Below are 16,670 nucleotides of genomic sequence, written 5' to 3'. Positions count from 1 at the left end.
TCGACCTGAAACATCGCGCGTTCACGCGTCGGCCGACCTCGGCGCCGCATCGGCGGCGCACAGCCGCCACAGGCGCAACGCCATGTGGATCGCCAGCGCCCGGCTGGCGTTGCTGCCCCAGTGGCCCAGCAGGGCCTCGATGGTCGCCAGGCGCTGGCGCACGGTGTTGACGTGGATGCCCAGGCGGGCGGCGGTGACGGTGGCGTTCTGCTGGCCGTCGAAATACGCCAGCAGCGTGGTGGCGAGGTCCGACCCGCGCCGGGCGTCGTGCGCGGTGACGGCGCCGATGGTGGCGTCGAGGAAGTCGGCCAGGCTGGCGCGGTCGTGGGTCTCGAACAGCACCGAGTAGAGCGCCAGCTCGTTCTGCGCCACGATGCCCGCGCGCATGCCCAATCGGCCGAGCACCGCCAGGCCGCGCCGCGCGGCGGCGTACAAGGCCGGAATCTCCTCCGGTGCCGACACCGGCCGCGACAGCACGCCCCGGTGGGCCTGGCCCAGTTCGCGCCGGGCGAAGGCGTCGAACCGGCCGACCAGCTCCTGCGAGCGCGTGGCGCCGCACACCAGCACCAGCGCGCCGTCGACCTCGTCGAGCACCCGTTCGCCGAGCACGGCGCCGGCGCGCAGGCGACGCGACCAGAAGCCCGCGCTCGTGGCCTGCTCGAGTTCGACCACGAGCAGGCACAGCGGCTGCGCGAGATCGAGCCCGAATCGCCCGGCGCGTTCGCGCGTGAGCGACGGCTCGCCCTGGCGCGGAGCGATGAGCGTGCGCAGCAGCGCGGCCACGTCCCGGCTCCGCTCCGCCTCGACGCGCTCCTGCGACAGCAGCACCACGCCGACGACGCTGGAGCTGCGCTCGAAGGTCCGCAGCGCGATGCCGTGGAGATCGTCGCGCCGGAACAGCAGCACGGCGCCGAGCACGTCGCTGCCGCCGATGACGGCGATGGCGCGGCACCACTCGTCCCCGTGGCGGTAGGCCGCGACGGAGCGGCCGGCCTTGCGACTCTCGCGCAGGGCGCCGTTCAACGCCGCGCTGTGTTCGTCGCTGGGTGAGTAGGCCCCGGCGGCCGTGCCGGCGCGATCCGGCGCGCCCGCGCGGCCGATGACCTGGCCGGCCTCGTCGAGCACCAGCACGTCGCCGCCGGACTGCCGGGCGATCGCCTCGCACATCGCCTGCAGCGACGCGCCCCGGGCGAGCAGCGACGTCAGCTGCTCGTGCGCCTCGGCCGCGCCCTGGACGTCGCGCGCGTGGCGTTCGAGCTCGGCACGCGCGCGGTCGGCCTTCTCCAGCGCGGAACTCGCCTCCGCGAACGCCTTGGCGTTGTGGATCGCCAGCGCCGCGTGCGTGGCCAGCGTGCACAGGATCGACACGTTGAGCGCCGTGTGCGTGCGGTGGTAGCGGTCGGCCACGAACAGCAGGCCGATCACCTCGTCCTCGCAGATCAGCGGCGCGCCCACGAGCGCGGCCACGCCCTCGTCGCGGAAGGTGTCGTCCAGCGCGGGGTCGTGCACGAAGCGCGTGTCGTGCAGGTAGTCGGGCGTGGAGAAGGGCAGGCGGGTCGACATCACGACGCCCGCCACGCCCAGGGTGCGTCCGGCCGTCATGCGCACGGTGCGCTGCGAGATGGCGCCGTCGGCCACCACGACCTGGAACTCGCCGGTCGCGTCGTCCACCACCGTGAGCCAGCACAGGTGCGAACCCATGAGGTTGCGCGCGCGATTGACGATCGCCCTGAGCAGGCCCTGCAGGTCGAGCCGGCCCGACAGGTCCTGGGCTGACTCGATCACCGCCAGCATGCCGCGCTCGCGCTGCTCGTGCAGCTCGATGCGGTTGCGCAGCGCCATCGCCATGCGCACCAGTTCGATCCGGCCCGACTTGTCCGGCGCGCCGTCGGGCAGGGCCTCGACCTGCGCCAGGCGGCGCGCGAACTCCTCGGCCGAAGCGCCGCGGTGCAGCAGACCGACGAGGGCGCCGGCGACGTCGTCGGACGCGGGGGCGGTCGGCGGTGGCGGGGGACGTGTCGGGGTTCGGGGCGGTGCGGTCATGGGTGGACAAGGTAGCAGACCTGGATTCACCTCACATCGCCGACCCCTTCGGAGTGTGGGCGTCGCACATAGGCGCCGCCACCGGCTGTCGAGACACTCGATGCCAACGCAACACCCACGGGTCCAACCCCTCACCATGAGCACCATCATCGAATCACTGCGGCCCGCGCCCGGCCTGCGCGTGCTGGTCACCGCCGGCGGCTCGGGCATCGGCGCCGCCGTCGCGCGGGCCTTCTGCGAGAGCGGCGCGCGCGTCCACGTCTGCGACATCGACCGCGCGGCGCTCGACCGCCTGGGCGCCGAGGTCCCCGAGATCACCACGAGCATGGCGGACGCCTCGTCGCCCGGCGACGTCGACCTGGTGTTCGAGGACGCGTACGGCGCGCTCGGCGGCCTGGACGTGCTGGTGAACAACGTCGGCATCGCCGGCCCCACCGGCGCCATCCAGGACCTGTCGAGCGGCGACTGGGAGCGCACGGTGGCGGTCAACCTCAACAGCCAGTTCTATTTCGCGCGCCGCGCGGTGCCGATGCTCCGGGCGTCGACCCGCAACCCCTCGCTCATCGCCATGAGCTCGGTGGCCGGCCGCCTCGGCTACGCCTACCGCACGCCCTACGCGGCGACCAAGTGGGCCATCGTCGGCCTCATGAAGTCGCTGGCCATCGAACTCGGCCCGAGCGGCGTGCGCGTCAACGCCATCCTGCCGGGCACGGTCGAGGGCGAGCGCATGGACGGCGTGATCGGCGCGCGCGCGGCCGCCACCGGCGTGTCGTTCGACACCATGCGCGCGGACTACCTGCGCAAGATTTCCCTGCGCCGCATGGTCACGCTCGACGACGTCGCGGCCATGGCGCTGTTCCTGGCGTCGCCGGCCGCGCGCAACGTGACCGGCCAGGCGATCAGCGTGGACGGGAACCTCGAACACCTCTGACGCCGAACCTTTTCCCACCCGACTTCCAGACCTTCCAGAACAAGGAGACATCCATGACATCACGCGACACCTCTTCCCGCACCCGTCTCGCCACCCTCGCCATCTTCCCCGTGCTGGGCCTGCTCGTCGGCGGCGCCGCCGCGGCTGCGCCGGTGAAGATCGGCGTGCTCGAGACCCTCTCCGGCCCCCAGGCCTCCTCGGGCCAGGCCTACCGCACGGCGGTGCGCTACGCCATCGACCAGATCAACGCGGCCGGCGGCTGGAACGGCGAGCCGGTCCAGCTGCTCGAATACGACAACCAGGGCGGCCCGGCCGGCGCGGCCGACAAGCTCAAGGCCGCGGCGGCCGACGGCGTGCACATGGTGGTGCAGGGCGCCTCCTCGGCCATCGGCGGGCAGATCACCGAGGACGTGCGCAAGCACAACCTGCGCAACCCCGGCAAGGAGATCGTCTACCTCAACGTCGGCGCCGAGGCGCTGGAGCTGACCGGCGAGAAGTGCAACTTCCACCACTTCCGCTTCGCCGGCGACGCCCAGCTGCGCACCAAGGCGCTGGTCAACGCCATGAAGCAGGCCGGCGCGCTGGGCACGCGGGTCTACGCGATCAACCAGAACTATTCCTGGGGGCAGGACATGGAGCGCGCCATCGCCGACAACGCGACGGCCGGCGGCTACCAGGTGGTCGAGAAGACCCTGCACGACGTCAACAAGGTGCAGGACTTCGCGCCCTACGTCGCCAAGATCGCCGCGGCGAAGGCCGATTCGGTGCTCACCGGCAACTGGTCCAACGACCTGCTGCTGCTGATGAAGGCGTCGAAGTCGGCCGGGCTGAAGGTGCGCTTCGGCACGGTGTTCCTGGACCAGCCGGGCAACCTGGCCAACGCCGGCGACCTCGCCATCGGGCACTTCGTGGTGCACACGTTCAACGCCGAGGCCGGCGGTGCCGAAGGCGAACGCTTCGTCAACGAGTACAAGGCCAGGACCGGCCACGCGCCCGCGTTCATCGAGCCGCAGACCGTCTTCGGCATGGCGATGGTGGCCGACGCGCTCAGGCGCACGCCGGCCGAGGGCGGCAAGCTCAACGTCAACGCCTTCGCCAAGGCGCTGGAGACGTCGAAGGTCGTCTCTCCGATGGGCGAGATGAGCATGCGCGCGTCCGACCACCAGGTGCAGATGCCGATGGTGGTCTCCACCGTCGCGAAGGACGCCCGCTACAAGGCCGACGAGACCGACATGGGCTTCAAGCCGGTCAAGCGCTTCACGGCGGCCGAGGCCTCGATCCCGGCCCAGTCCGCCTGCGCCATGAAGCGGCCGGGCTGAGCGCGAGGAGAGCGGCCATGGACCAGTTCCTCGTCTCGCTCATGAACGGCGTCGTCTACGGACTGCTGCTGTTCATGGTGTCCGCCGGACTCACGCTCATCTTCGGGATGATGGGCGTGCTCAACTTCGCGCACGCGTCGTTCTACATGCTGGGCGCCTACTTCGCCTACACGCTCCAGGGCGCGATCGGCTTCTGGGCCGCCATCGCCGTCTCGCCGATCCTGGTCGGGCTGGTGGGCGTCGCGGTGGAGCGTTTCTTCCTGCGGCGCGTCCACCAGTACGGCCACGCGCACGAGCTGCTGCTGACCTTCGGCCTGTCGTTCATCGTCGCCGAGTCGATCAAGCTGTTCTTCGGCAACTACCCGGTCGACTACCGCATCCCGGCGGCGCTCGACGTGTCGGCCTTCACCGTCGGCGGCGCGCAGTACCCGGTCTACCGGCTGCTCATGGGCGGCATCGCCCTCGCGATGTTCGTCGTCATCTACCTGCTGCTCACCCGCACCCGCGTGGGCATCGTGGTGCGTTCGGCGATCCACAAGCCGCGCATGGCCGAGGCCCTGGGGCACAACGTGCCGCTGGTGTTCATGGGCGTGTTCGGCGTCGGCGCCGCGTTGGCGGGCCTGGCCGGCGCGGTCGCCGGCGCCTTCTACACCACCAACCCCAACATGGCGCTCGAGCTGGGCGTGATGGTGTTCGTGGTGGTCGTCGTCGGCGGGCTCGGCTCGCTGGGCGGGGCGATGCTCGCGTCGCTGCTGATCGGCGTCGTCACCTCGCTGGCGGTGGGCATTGACCGCAGCCTGGCCGACCTGTTCGCCCTGGTGGGCTTCGGCGACTGGGCGCAGGGCATCGGCGGGCTGATGACGCTGAAGATCTCGAGCCTGTCGGCCACCATTCCATTCGCGTTGATGCTGTTGATCCTGCTGGTGCGTCCGGGCGGGCTCATGGGCGAGAAGGGCTGATGCCATGAAGACCACCCTGTCCATCGTCGCGGCCGGTGTCGCGCTGCTGCTCGCCGCGCCCGCGCTGCTGTCGCAGGGCCTGCTCAACGCGGCCGTGCAGATGCTCATCGCCGCGCTCTTCGCCAGCGCCTACAACGTGCTGTGCGGCCAGGCCGGCATGCTGTCCTTCGGCCATGCGGCCTATTTCGGCGTCGGCGCCTTCGCCACCGTGCACGCCATGAACGCGGTGGGCGGCGCGGGACTGCTGCCCACGCCGCTGCTGCCCTTGGCCGGCGCCGGCGTCGGGCTGATCTTCGGCGGCGTCGCCGGCTGGTTCGCGACGAAGCGCACCGGCACCTACTTCGCCATGATCACGCTGGCCATCGCCGAACTGGTGCACTCGCTCGCGCCGCACCTCAAGGGGCTGTTCGGTGGCGAGGCGGGCGTGTCGAGCATGCGCATGCCGGCCTGGGGCTTCGATTTCGGTTCCACCACGCAGGTGTACTACCTGGTGCTGGGCTGGACGCTGCTGTGCGTGGGATTGCTCTACCTCTACACCCGCACGCCGCTCGGACGCCTGACCTGCGGGCTGCGCGAGAACGGCCAGCGACTGCGTTTCCTGGGCTACGACGTGCACGGCCTGGGCGTCGCGGTGTTCGCGATCTCGGCCATGTTCTCCGGCGTCGCCGGCGCGCTGCAGGTGCTGTCCAACGAATCGGCGAACTACGTGGTGTTCGACCCGGCCCTGTCGGCGTCGGTGATCCTGAACTGCTTCATCGGCGGCGTGAGCGTGTTCCTCGGCCCGGCCTTCGGCGCGGCGATCATGACCTTCTTCGGCTACGCCGTGTCGGACCTGACGCAGTCGTGGCTGCTCTACCAGGGCATCCTGTTCGTGCTGGTGATGCTGTTCATGCCCGCCGGCCTGGCGGGGCTGCCCGGCACCCTGGGCCGCCTGCGCCGGCGCGTCGGCCTGGCGCGGCTGCTGCCGCTGGTGCTGCTGTCGATCGGCGCCGCGCTGCTGCTGAGCCTGGGCGGCACCTTCGCCATCGAACTGCTGCAGCGCGTCTTCTCGCAGGACTACCGCGCCGCCGTTCAGATGAACCCCGGCGCCGCCTGGCCGAGCGTGACGCTGCTGTCGCGCGCCTGGTCGCCGGGCTCGCCGGCCACCTGGTCGGTGCCCGCCGGGCTGTTCGCCGTCGGCCTGGCGCTCGCGTGGTCTGCCCGCCGCCGGCACCGGGCGCTGGAGGAGAGCGGGTCGGAGCCACCCGCCGCCTCTGCCTCCGCTTCCCCCGTCAACGTACCCGTCACCCGGAGCCTCGCATGACCCCACCCATCCTCAGCATCCGCGGCCTGCGCAAGTCCTTCGGGCCGACCGAGATCATGCGCGGCGTCGACCTCGACCTCGTGGACGCCGAGCGCCACGCGCTCATCGGCCCCAACGGCGCGGGCAAGTCGACGCTGTTCCACCTGATCTCGGGCCACCTGGCGCCGAGCGCCGGCGAGATCGTTTTCGACGGTCGTCCGATCGGCGGGCGCACGCCGCAGGCGATCAACCGGCTCGGTCTGGCGCGCTCGTTCCAGATCACCAACGTCTTCCCGAGGCTGAGCGTGTTCGAGAACATCCGCCTGGCCGTGATGCGCGCGCACGGCCTGCAGTACGCCTTCTGGAAGTTCATCGACAACGACCGGGTCGTCCGCCGGGAGACCGAGCGCCTGCTGGAGCTGGTGCGCCTGACGGCGCGCGCCGCCACGCTCGCCGGCGAAATGGCGTACTCCGAGCAGCGCTCGCTGGAGATCGCGATGACGCTGGCCTCCGACCCCAAGCTGATCCTGCTGGACGAGCCGATGGCCGGCATGGCCACCGAGGAGACGCACTACACGGCGCAGCTCATCCGCGAGGTGACGAAAGGCCGCACATTGATGATCGTCGAGCACGACATGGACGTCGTGTTCTCGCTGAGCGACCGCATCAGCGTGCTGGTCTACGGCCAGGTGATCGCCACCGGCACGCCCGACGAGATCCGCAACGACGCCCGCGTCAAGGAGGCCTACCTGGGCGAGGAGGCGCACGCATGAACGCCGTCGCCAACCACGCCGACGACCGCCTGCTCGACGTCGCCGGACTGCACGCCCACTACGGCAAGAGCCACATCCTGCACGGCGTGGACCTGCGGGTCGCGCGCAACGAGGTGGTCAGCCTGCTCGGGCGCAACGGCTCCGGCCGCTCGACCACCATGAAGGCCATCATGGGCCTGGTCGCGCCCTCGGCGGGCCACGTCCGCCTGCAGGGCCGCGAGCTCGCCGGCGAGCGGCCCTACGCCATCTGCCGCGCGGGCATCGCCTACGTGCCGGAGGAACGCGAGGTGTTCGCCAACCTCACGGTCGACGAGAACCTGCGCATGGGGGAGCAGGCCGCGCCCGCGGGCACGCACCGCTGGAGCGTGGCCGACATGTTCGACTACTTCCCGCGCCTGAAGGAGCGGCGCAACACGCGCGCGGGCAGCATGTCCGGCGGCGAGCAGCAGATGCTCACGATGTGCCGCTCGCTGCTGGGCAACCCGCGCGTGATGCTGATCGACGAGCCCACCGAGGGCCTGGCGCCCAAGATCGTGGCGCAGGTCGGCGAGTGCATCCGCGACATGCACAGGAAGGGCGTGTCGGTGCTGCTGGTCGAGCAGAAGCTCGCCATCGCCCTGAAGGTCTCCACCCGCGTGTGCGTGATGGGCCACGGCCGCATCGTGTTCGAGGGCACGCCGCAGGAACTCACCGCCGACGAGGCCCTCGTCGCGCAATGGCTGGCCGTCTGAGCCGGCCTCCGACGTTCCCCGCGCATCCCCATCTCTTTCCATCTCTTCCCATCGACGGAGGCCGACATGGCAACCACGAAGCCACACGACAAGGTCATCATCTCCTGCGCGGTCACGGGATCGGTCCACACGCCGACCATGTCCGAGCACCTGGCGCTCACACCCGACCAGATCGCCGAACAGTCCATCGAGGCCGCCGAGGCCGGCGCGGCGATCCTGCACCTGCACGCGCGCGATCCCGAGGACGGCCGGCCCTCCTCTGACCCGGCGGTGTTCGACCGCTTCGTCCCGCGCATTCGCGACGCCACCGACGCGGTCATCAACATCACCACCGGCGGCAGCACGCGCATGACGCTGGAAGAGCGCCTGGCCTATCCGCTGAAGGCGAAGCCCGAGATGTGCTCGCTCAACATGGGCTCGATGAACTTCTCGATCCACCCGGCGGCGCGGCGCATCTCCCAGTGGAAGCACGACTGGGAGCGGCCCTACGTCGAAGGCATGGAAGACCTGATCTTTCGCAACACCTTCCGCGACATCAAGCACATCCTGAAGGTGCTGGGCGAGGACTGCGGCACGCGCTTCGAGTTCGAGTGTTACGACGTCGGCCACCTCTACAACCTGGCGCATTTCGTCGACGAGGGCCTGATCCAGGGGCCGCTGTTCATCCAGAGCATCTACGGCATCCTCGGCGGCCTCGGTCCCGACCCGGAGAACCTGGTGACCATGCGCACCACCGCCGACCGGCTGTTCGGCCGCGACGGCTACCGCTTCTCGATCCTGGGCGCGGGCCGCCACCAGATGCCGCTGCTGACCATGGGCGCCGTGATGGGCGGCAACGTGCGCGTCGGGCTGGAGGACAGCCTCTACCTGGGCAAGGGGCAGCTGGCCCGCTCGTGCGCCGAGCAGGTGCGCAAGATCCGCCGCATCCTGGAAGAACTCTCCCTGGAGATCGCCACGCCGGACGAGGCGCGCGCCATGCTGGGCCTCAAGGGCCGGGACCGGGTGGCGTTCTGAGCGACTTCCTTTCCCCGCCGATCGATCCGAACCATCCCGGAGCTTCCCCAATGACAACGGAACGCCACGTCCCCTTCGCCTGTCTGTCCCTCCTCCTGTGCGCATCGATGGCGGGCGGCGCGGCCGCCGCTGCCGTCGATGTCAGCGTCTCGGTCGGCGTCGCCACGCCGTCCGCGCCGACGCCGACGCCGACGCCCCTCCCCGCCGCGGCGTCGAGCGAGGAGGGACTGGTCCGCACGACCGGGTACGGCGCCGTGCGCGGCTCGCGCAACGCGTCGACGCGCACGCTGTCGTGGCTGGGCGTGCCCTACGCCAGTCCGCCCGTGGGCGAACTGCGCTGGAAGGCCACCGCCGAGCCGACAGCCTGGAGCGGCGTCCGCGAGACCCGCGCCTTCGGCGCCTCTTGCAGCCAGGGCGCCCGTCTGTTCAGCCCCTCGCCGATGACCAACACCTACGACTCGGCGGTCGGCGCCAACCTGGGCCAGCCCGTGGGCGCCGAGGACTGTCTGACCCTCAACATCTGGCGTCCGGACACGCCGACGACCGGCCTGCCGGTCATCGTCTTCATCCACGGCGGCAGCAATGTGACGGGTTACTCGGCCGATCCGATCTACGACGGCGCCACGCTCGCGCGCAAGGCCAACGCGGTGGTCGTGACGCTGAACTACCGTCTCGGACTTCTTGGCTGGCTGGACCTGGCCCAACTCAAGATCGGCGAGCCCCGAACGGACTCGGGCAACTTCGGCACGCTCGATCAGATCCAGGCCCTGTCGTTCGTGAAAAGGAACATCGCGGCCTTCGACGGCAATCCCGCCAACGTGACCGTCATGGGCGAGTCCGCCGGCGCCGTGAATGTCTGGGCGATGATGATCTCGCCGCTGGCCCGGGGACTCATGCACAAGGCCGTGTCGATGAGTGGCGGCTTGGTGACCAAGTCGCCCATGGAGTCACGCAACTACGCGCAGTCGCTGCTGCGCGCGCTGCTCGTGGACGATGGGAAGGCGGCCGATGCCACGCAGGCCGACTTGCTGCTGCTCAACTGGAAGGCCGAGGAGGTCGCGACGTACCTGCGGTCGAAGACGGCGGTGCAGATCATCCGCGTCGCGATCGCCAACAAGCTGCCCGACGCGCCGGCGGTGCTGCTCGACGGCAACGTCATCCCGGCCGTGCCCCAGCTCGCCATCGCGACGGGTGCCTACAACCGCGTGCCCATGCTCGCCACCAACACGCTCGACGAGGGCAAGCTGTTCGGCGCGACCGTGGGGGCGTACAAGCCGAGCGACCGCGATCGCCTCGCGATGATGGATGGCTTCGATCCGAACGCGCCGACCGCGCTCACGGCCGCCGACTTCATTCAGCCCCAGTACCTGCCGGTCGACGCGCCCGTGACCGGCTGGAACGACATCTCGCGCACGCTGACCACCGGTCTGTTCTGGTCGATGACGCAGAACTCGCTCTCGACCCTGGCGACCGCCCAGCCCGGGCAGATCTGGTATGCGCGTTTCGACTGGCGCCGTGCCCCGGCGCCGTTCGCCGATGTGTACGGCGCCGCGCACGCGCTGGACCTGCCGTTCTGGTTCGGCAACTTCGGCCGCAGCCTGTTTTCCTTCGCCTTCGGCGACGCGAACCGGGCCGGTCGCGAGCAGCTCTCGGATGCCATGGCCAGGACCCTGGGCAGCTTCGCCGCAACCGGACGGCCGTCCCACACCGGGTTCGCCTCGGGCGAATGGGCTCCCTGGCCCGCCGGCCTGCTGCTCGACGCCGGCGACACGACGACGCACGTGCGTTCGATTCCGGTCGTCCTGCCCTGATCCCGCGATCCCCCACGCCCGACGACCAACCACCCAGAAGAAAAGGAGACTACCGTGAACCAAGGACATCGACTCCGAGGCGCATGCCTCATGGCGCTTTGCACGCTGCCCCTTCTGCTGTCCGCCTGCGGCGGTGGCGGCGATCACGACGGCCCGCCCGCGAACCCGCTCGTGCGGACGACGCACCTCGGAGCGGTCGTCGGCGCGAAGGCCGACGCCTCGGGGACCTATGCCTGGAAGGGGATCCCCTACGCGCGCCCCCCCGTGGGCGATCTGCGCTGGCGCCCGCCGCAGGAGCCCACCGCCTGGACCGACGCCCGCGCGGCCACGTCGTTCGGCAACGCCTGCACGCAGTACGGCCGGATCTACGGGCCCGGTACCAACAACCGCTACGACGCAACCATCGGCGTGACCCTGAACCAGGCGGTGGGCAGCGAGGACTGCCTCTACCTGAACATCTGGCGGCCTGCGACGGAGGATGGCAACCTGCCGGTCATCGTGTTCCTGCATGGCGGCAGCAATGTCTCGGGCTACACGGCCGATCCGATGTGGGACGGCGCGGCGCTGGCCAAGGCCGCCAACGCCGTCGTCGTCACGCCCAATTTCCGGCTCGGCATCTTCGGTTTTCTCGACGCCGCGCCGTTGAAGTCGGGCGACGTCCAGGCCGATTCGGGCAACTTCACCCTGCTCGACAGCATCAAGGCCCTGCAATTCGTCCGTGCCAATGCCCAGGTCTTCGGCGGCGACGCGGGCAACGTGACCCTGGTCGGCCACTCGGCCGGGGCCAACAACGTCTGGGCCCTGCAGAGCTCGCCGATCATGGCCGGCGCCGCGACGAAGCTTTTCCACCGGATCATGCCGATGTCCTATGGCATCTCGCTGCCGTCGAACCTGCCCGCCGGCAGCATCGCGACGCTGAATCCGGCGAGCACCTACACCGCGCAGGGCAGGGAACTGCTGCAGCAGCAACTGATCGCCGACGGCCTCGCCGCCGATGCCGCGTCCGCGGGCGCCTACGTCCGGACGCGGTCGGACGCCGAGATGGCGGCCTATCTGCGCAGCCGCACGCCGACGCAGCTGTTCTCGACGCTCCTGACGCGGCTCGCGCCACTCGGGCTCGCGGCCTCGGGGCCGATCCCCGACGGCAGCGTGGTCGCCGCCGATCCGATCGCCGCCATCGGTCAGGGTCGCTACGTGCAGGTACCGGTGCTCGCGAGCACGACGCGGGAGGAAGGCAAGCTCTTTCCCTCCTTCCTCCCACGCGTGGGCGGCACGGTCAACGGCCGCATCGTCACCGATGCCCAACTGTTCGCCAACCACTTCTCCTACGACCCCGACGGTCCGGCGCGCACCACGGTCGAGCAATGGATCGCGCCGGCCTACCTGCCCGTCGACGCGCCCACGACGGGCTTCACGGCGCGTTCCCTGGTCCTCACGGAAACGTTCCTCGAGCGCAGCCGCGACAACGTGCTCAACGCACTGAGGGCGAAGCAGCCGAGCGTGTGGTACTACCGTTTCGACTGGGACGAGCAACCTGCGCCCTGGAACCAGATCTATGGCGCCGCGCACGCCGCCGATGTGCCTTTCCTGTTCGGCAACTTCGGGCCTTCGCTGTTTTCCAACGTCTGGTTCAGCGAAGCCAACCGCGCAGGCCGCGTGGCGCTCTCCGATGCGATGATGAGGAGCTTGGCCAGCTTCGCGCGCCATGGTGATCCGAACCATGCCGGCCTGGGCACGACTTGGCGGACATGGCCCGGCAAACTCATCTTCGACGCCACGCCCATCGCGCCAGCCATCCGGACGGAATGACGTTGGGGAAGGGGCCTGCAGGCATGCCGTGTCGTCAGGCAAAAACTTCGGTTGTCTGCTCAGTCGGCCAGATTCGCGGTGTCTGAGAAAAAACGTTCAGCGGCGAAGTGGTCTTGCGCCAGCCGTTCAGAACGTGCGTCCTGATTGCCATGATGGATAGACAGCTGAGGTAGTGGCTGGTCCGCTGTTCCTGACTGTGACTCGGGCCGATCGCCGATGGATGGAAAAGACGCCAACGGCAGTTACTGTGGCTACATTGAGTCAATGAATGTCACCTTCGATCCCTTCGAGCGCGTCAGGACGCTGATCGATAGGGGCCTGGACTTTGCTGATGCGGCATGACGCATGGTGTTTTCTTAGCTCGATCCACCATGGTCAGACTTCATCAATCCGTGGGAAAAGGTCATACCGCGAATGGTCCAGGGACCGGAGTTGGAGCTGAGCCAGCGGCACGCTTCGCGGTCTTGAACTGTTAAACGTGCGAGATGAGCGACATGCAGGGGGATCGGCAACCGCGCATACTGGTGGAACCTGTTGATGTGACTCCTGCAGTTCGGTCGATCCGATCCAGTGCCTTTTGTCATCCGAGGTACCGCACCTGGAGTGCCTCGCTTGACCTTCATCCGCAACCACCTGCTTCACCTGCTGCCACTGTCCGAGCGCCGAGGCATCCTGGCGAGCTGCGAGCAGGTACCTCTGATCCGCTCGGTCATCCTGTGGCACCCGGGTCAGGCCATGACCCATGTGTATTTCCCCGTCACCGGCCTGATCTCGGTGACGGCGACGCTGGAGGATGGCGCCGGCCTCGAGATCGCCATGGTCGGTAGGGAGGGTGCCTTGGGCGCCCAGGTGGCGCTGGGTTTGGTGAGCGCACCGCTCAGGGCGACGGTGCAGGCCGAGGGGTGGGCCTGGCGACTGAGGACGGATCGCTTCCAGGCATGCCTGCTGGCCGGTTCCGTGCTCGGACAGGTGCTCGATCGCTATGCCGCGGTGCTCATGAGCCAGTTGGTCACGTCGGCCATCTGCCAATGCCACCACGAGGTGGCACCCCGGCTGGCACGTTGGCTGATGATGAACCAGGACCGGATGGGCCCGGAACCCTTGAGCATCACGCAGGAACTCCTGGGCATCCTGTTGGGTGTGCGCCGGGTCAGCATCACGAGCGCGGCCGGAGCCTTGCAGCGCCGCGGCCTGATCGCTTACCAACGCGGCACCCTGCATATCCTGGACCGGGCGGGGCTGGCCGCCATGGCCTGCGCCTGCTATCGCAGCGACCAGGCGAGCTACGCCGAGGGCATGAGATCGGGCTGTCGAGCGTGACGGCGCTCGGCATGGCCATCTCTGTTTCCGGTCGCCCGATCCACTGCCGGTCGATCGGGTCGTCCGGCGCGGCGCGGCAGCGCACGACCGCCTGATGGGTGCCGGAGGGCGATCGCTCGCCACTGCGCAGGAAATGCATCGATCCATGGCGCTGGCGGGTCGGCGGGCCCGCGCTTCCGGGCACAGGACTTCGGATGCCACGGGAATGTCGTCGCCCCGTCCTACGCGAGGTTCGTTTTAAAAGAACTCCTGCGCCTCCGGTCCGGAAGACCGGTGCACGAATTTCGTAGCGCGTCCTGAGTTTCAATCCTTCCTGTGAATGGTCATTCCAGATGATTGCTGTTTCTCTGGCCCGAAGGAATCGTTTGCTGGCGGCAATGCCTGACGACGTGCTCGACGATTGGCTTCCGCATTTCGAACTCGTTGAATTGCCTTTCGGCACCGTCCTCTACGACGATGGCCAGCCATTGAGTCACATCTACTTTCCCGTCGATGCGCTGATCTCCTATGTCCAGCCCCTGGAAGACGGCTCCGTCATCGAGTTGGCGGTGATCGGCAACGAAGGCATGGTGGGAGTTTCGGTGGTGCTGGGCAGCCGCACGGCGTCCGGCTGCGCGATGGCCCAGGTCGCAGGAACCAGCCTGAGAATCGATGCCTCGGAAGTCGTACGCAGACTCGGCAACGAAAGTCCCGTCCAGGAACTGTTCTGCCGTTTCCTCAAGGCGCTCGTCTCCCAGATGGCGCAGACCGCCGCCTGCAGCCGTCGACATTCCCTGGAGCAGCAACTGAGCCGCTGGTTGCTGATGGCGCAGGATCGCCTTCCTCCGGGCGACATGAAGATCACGCAGGAAACCATGGCCATGATGCTCGGCGTGCGGCGCGAGAGCGTGACTGACGTGGCACTCCGATTGCAGGGGACCAACCTGATCAGCTACACGCGGGGACGCATCATGGTCGTGGATCGTCCCGGACTCGAGATGAATGCGTGCAGGTGCTATGACTTCGTCGCGAAGCGGTACGAACATCTGCTTCCAGCCAAATGACCGAGTCGCACAGTCCGTGAACACGGATCGCAAGGCGTGCGTCGTGCAGGTCCACGTCCGGTCCGGCAGCGGTGGGGAGTCATCGCATGGGGCGGTGCCCATGCGTGGCGGGCGACGTGCGCCGCCTCGGTGACCGCCGCCGCCCCACCACCCCATCTCGTCCAGCGCGCGCCAGGAGTCCGCCAAGTGGTGCCACGGCGCGGTCCGGGATCGGCTGCATCCGGCCGTGGCCCGCGTCAGCACGTCATCGAAATGCCGGCATTCGAGCAGTGAGCGACCGCGTCGCAATGGACCGGTTCGGCCGACAGTGCGATCTCGCGAGAAATTTCGGGTCAGGTACGCAGAAAGTTTCGGTCGGTGCTCGAAATGTAGGAAAATACTGACGACACCATGACCACCTCAGCACTGCGCCAGGATGCGCGAACCCGTGCCGACGCGTTGCGTCGTGCGGTCCAGCGCATCGATGCCGTGCCGGTCATGCTTCGGCTGATCTCCGAGCAGACGCAGCTTCGGTTTTCCGCCGTGGCGCACGTCACCGACGAGCTCTGGGTCGCCTGTGCCGTGCACGACCAGCTCGATTTCGGCTTGAGCCCGGGATCCGAACTTCCCGTGGAGACCACGCTGTGCCTGGAGGTCAGAAATCAGCGCACGCCGATCGTGATCGAGCATGCCAGCGTCGACCCGGTGTTTCGCCACCATCGGACACCCCGGCTCTACAAGTTCGAGAGTTATGTCTCGGTGCCGATCATGCTGCACGACGGCAGCCACTTCGGCAACCTCTGCGCGCTCGATCTGATGCCGCGGCCGGTCGCGGACCCGAAGGTCCAGGCGATGTTCGCTGCCTATGCGGCGCTGCTCGGTCACTTGCTCGATGGCGAATTGGCGCACGAGGACACGGTACAGCTCTTGGCAGCGGAGCGCTCGCTTGCCGTGTCGCGCGAACAATTCATCGCCGTGGTCGCTCATGATCTGCGCAACCCTTTGTCCGCGATCGCGTCGGGCACCGAACTCATCGCGCGCTTCGGCGAACCCGCGATGTCACGGGTGGGCGAACGCATGCGTGCCAGCACCCAGCGCATGGCGGCACTGCTCAACGATCTGGTGGATTTCGCGAAGGGCCGCGCTGGTCAGGTGATCTCGATCAGCCTGTCACCGCGCGTGGACCTGGCAAAAGGATTGGCCAGCGTGGTGCACGAGCTCCAGGATGCCAATCCCGGCGCACAGCTGCTCCAGGAGTTCGCGATCGACGGCGCGGTCACGTGCGACTTGTCGCGCCTGCAGCAGCTGCTCTCCAATCTGGTGGCCAACGCCATCGCGTACGGAACCCGAGGCACTCCCATCCAGATTCGCGCGTTCGTCGAAGGCGATGACGCCGTGCTGTCGGTCTCCAATCAGGGCGCCGTGATTGACCCGACGGATCTGGACCGGATCTTCGACCCTTATTGGCGTTCGGATCGGCCTGACAAGGGCACGCACCTCGGACTGGGTCTGCACATCTGCGCGCAGGTGGCCAAGGCGCATCAGGGAACGCTGACGGCCACGTCGTCGGCGCACGCGGGCACGCGATTCGAAATGCGGTGGCCCGTGAGCGTTCCGTGATTCACGGCGGACCCGAAGGACCGGGGTGTGCCGAAT

Annotated in this window: 13 protein-coding genes; 12 read left to right on the top strand and 1 reads right to left on the bottom strand. The window is 68.7% G+C overall.

The genetic code is table 11. The features are described 5' to 3' along the window. Nucleotides 1-21 precede the first annotated feature (21 nt). Entirely contained in the window at nucleotides 22-2,043 is a 2,022-nt protein-coding gene (locus ABID77_RS17595; protein WP_429598518.1) for a helix-turn-helix domain-containing protein, read from the bottom strand. Nucleotides 2,044-2,143: 100 nt separating this feature from the next. Here ABID77_RS17595 and ABID77_RS17590 point away from each other — a divergent pair, with 100 nt between their 5' ends. The 12 genes from ABID77_RS17590 to ABID77_RS17535 all read left to right on the top strand — a co-directional run bounded on the left by ABID77_RS17590 (nucleotide 2,144) and on the right by ABID77_RS17535 (nucleotide 16,634). Further along, nucleotides 2,144-2,974, top strand: a complete 831-nt coding sequence (locus ABID77_RS17590) for an SDR family oxidoreductase (protein ID WP_429598516.1) — start codon at nucleotides 2,144-2,146, stop codon at nucleotides 2,972-2,974. 53 nt (nucleotides 2,975-3,027) lie between these two features. Then, nucleotides 3,028-4,293 carry a branched-chain amino acid ABC transporter substrate-binding protein gene (locus ABID77_RS17585; protein ID WP_429598514.1) on the top strand — a complete coding sequence of 422 codons (1,266 nt, stop codon included), beginning with the start codon at nucleotides 3,028-3,030 and terminating at the stop codon, nucleotides 4,291-4,293. 17 nt (nucleotides 4,294-4,310) lie between these two features. Beyond that, on the top strand, nucleotides 4,311-5,252 hold the full coding sequence (locus ABID77_RS17580; RefSeq protein WP_429598512.1) for a branched-chain amino acid ABC transporter permease: 942 nt from the start codon (nucleotides 4,311-4,313) through the stop codon (nucleotides 5,250-5,252). Nucleotides 5,253-5,256: 4 nt separating this feature from the next. Continuing rightward, nucleotides 5,257-6,555 (top strand): branched-chain amino acid ABC transporter permease, encoded by a 1,299-nt coding sequence (locus ABID77_RS17575; protein ID WP_429598510.1) that lies wholly within the window; start codon nucleotides 5,257-5,259, stop codon nucleotides 6,553-6,555. Continuing rightward, nucleotides 6,552-7,307 (top strand): ABC transporter ATP-binding protein, encoded by a 756-nt coding sequence (locus tag ABID77_RS17570; protein ID WP_429598508.1) that lies wholly within the window; start codon nucleotides 6,552-6,554, stop codon nucleotides 7,305-7,307. Before ABID77_RS17575 ends, ABID77_RS17570 begins: the two co-directional genes overlap by 4 nt. Beyond that, complete coding sequence (locus tag ABID77_RS17565) at nucleotides 7,304-8,038, top strand: ABC transporter ATP-binding protein (protein WP_429598506.1); 735 nt, start codon at nucleotides 7,304-7,306, stop codon at nucleotides 8,036-8,038. The genes ABID77_RS17570 and ABID77_RS17565 overlap by 4 nt, the downstream gene beginning before the upstream one ends. A gap of 66 nt (nucleotides 8,039-8,104) precedes the next feature. Next, on the top strand, nucleotides 8,105-9,052 hold the full coding sequence (locus tag ABID77_RS17560; RefSeq protein WP_429598504.1) for a 3-keto-5-aminohexanoate cleavage protein: 948 nt from the start codon (nucleotides 8,105-8,107) through the stop codon (nucleotides 9,050-9,052). Between the two features lie 50 nt (nucleotides 9,053-9,102). Continuing rightward, nucleotides 9,103-10,863, top strand: coding sequence for a carboxylesterase/lipase family protein (locus tag ABID77_RS17555; RefSeq protein ID WP_429598502.1), 1,761 nt, complete (start codon nucleotides 9,103-9,105; stop codon nucleotides 10,861-10,863). Between the two features lie 90 nt (nucleotides 10,864-10,953). Beyond that, entirely contained in the window at nucleotides 10,954-12,672 is a 1,719-nt protein-coding gene (locus ABID77_RS17550; RefSeq protein ID WP_429598500.1) for a carboxylesterase/lipase family protein, read from the top strand. 612 nt (nucleotides 12,673-13,284) lie between these two features. After that, nucleotides 13,285-13,992, top strand: a complete 708-nt coding sequence (locus tag ABID77_RS17545) for a Crp/Fnr family transcriptional regulator (protein WP_429598498.1) — start codon at nucleotides 13,285-13,287, stop codon at nucleotides 13,990-13,992. Nucleotides 13,993-14,324: 332 nt separating this feature from the next. Then, complete coding sequence (locus ABID77_RS17540; RefSeq protein WP_429598496.1) at nucleotides 14,325-15,035, top strand: Crp/Fnr family transcriptional regulator; 711 nt, start codon at nucleotides 14,325-14,327, stop codon at nucleotides 15,033-15,035. A gap of 390 nt (nucleotides 15,036-15,425) precedes the next feature. Continuing rightward, nucleotides 15,426-16,634 carry a sensor histidine kinase gene (locus tag ABID77_RS17535; RefSeq protein ID WP_429598494.1) on the top strand — a complete coding sequence of 403 codons (1,209 nt, stop codon included), beginning with the start codon at nucleotides 15,426-15,428 and terminating at the stop codon, nucleotides 16,632-16,634. Nucleotides 16,635-16,670: the final 36 nt, after the last annotated feature.

This window comes from Variovorax sp. PvP013 (assembly GCF_050435945.1).
In the GTDB taxonomy this organism is placed as follows: Bacteria; Pseudomonadota; Gammaproteobacteria; order Burkholderiales; family Burkholderiaceae_C; genus Variovorax.
The sequence above is the reverse complement of the archived record's forward strand: the minus strand, read 5'-3'. Positions and strand labels throughout refer to the sequence as shown.

Excerpts from the sequence above, each read along its gene's own strand:
- ABID77_RS17560 (WP_429598504.1), top strand. The coding sequence starts at position 8,105 with ATGGCAACCACGAAGCCACACGACAAGGTCATCATCTCCTGCGCGGTC.
- ABID77_RS17590 (WP_429598516.1), top strand. The coding sequence starts at position 2,144 with ATGCCAACGCAACACCCACGGGTCCAACCCCTCACCATGAGCACCATC.
- ABID77_RS17585 (WP_429598514.1), top strand. The coding sequence starts at position 3,028 with ATGACATCACGCGACACCTCTTCCCGCACCCGTCTCGCCACCCTCGCC.
- ABID77_RS17535 (WP_429598494.1), top strand. The coding sequence starts at position 15,426 with ATGACCACCTCAGCACTGCGCCAGGATGCGCGAACCCGTGCCGACGCG.
- ABID77_RS17550 (WP_429598500.1), top strand. The coding sequence starts at position 10,954 with ATGGCGCTTTGCACGCTGCCCCTTCTGCTGTCCGCCTGCGGCGGTGGC.
- ABID77_RS17540 (WP_429598496.1), top strand. The coding sequence starts at position 14,325 with ATGATTGCTGTTTCTCTGGCCCGAAGGAATCGTTTGCTGGCGGCAATG.
- ABID77_RS17555 (WP_429598502.1), top strand. The coding sequence starts at position 9,103 with ATGACAACGGAACGCCACGTCCCCTTCGCCTGTCTGTCCCTCCTCCTG.
- ABID77_RS17565 (WP_429598506.1), top strand. The coding sequence starts at position 7,304 with ATGAACGCCGTCGCCAACCACGCCGACGACCGCCTGCTCGACGTCGCC.
- ABID77_RS17570 (WP_429598508.1), top strand. The coding sequence starts at position 6,552 with ATGACCCCACCCATCCTCAGCATCCGCGGCCTGCGCAAGTCCTTCGGG.
- ABID77_RS17575 (WP_429598510.1), top strand. The coding sequence starts at position 5,257 with ATGAAGACCACCCTGTCCATCGTCGCGGCCGGTGTCGCGCTGCTGCTC.
- ABID77_RS17595 (WP_429598518.1), bottom strand. The coding sequence starts at position 2,043 with ATGACCGCACCGCCCCGAACCCCGACACGTCCCCCGCCACCGCCGACC.
- ABID77_RS17580 (WP_429598512.1), top strand. The coding sequence starts at position 4,311 with ATGGACCAGTTCCTCGTCTCGCTCATGAACGGCGTCGTCTACGGACTG.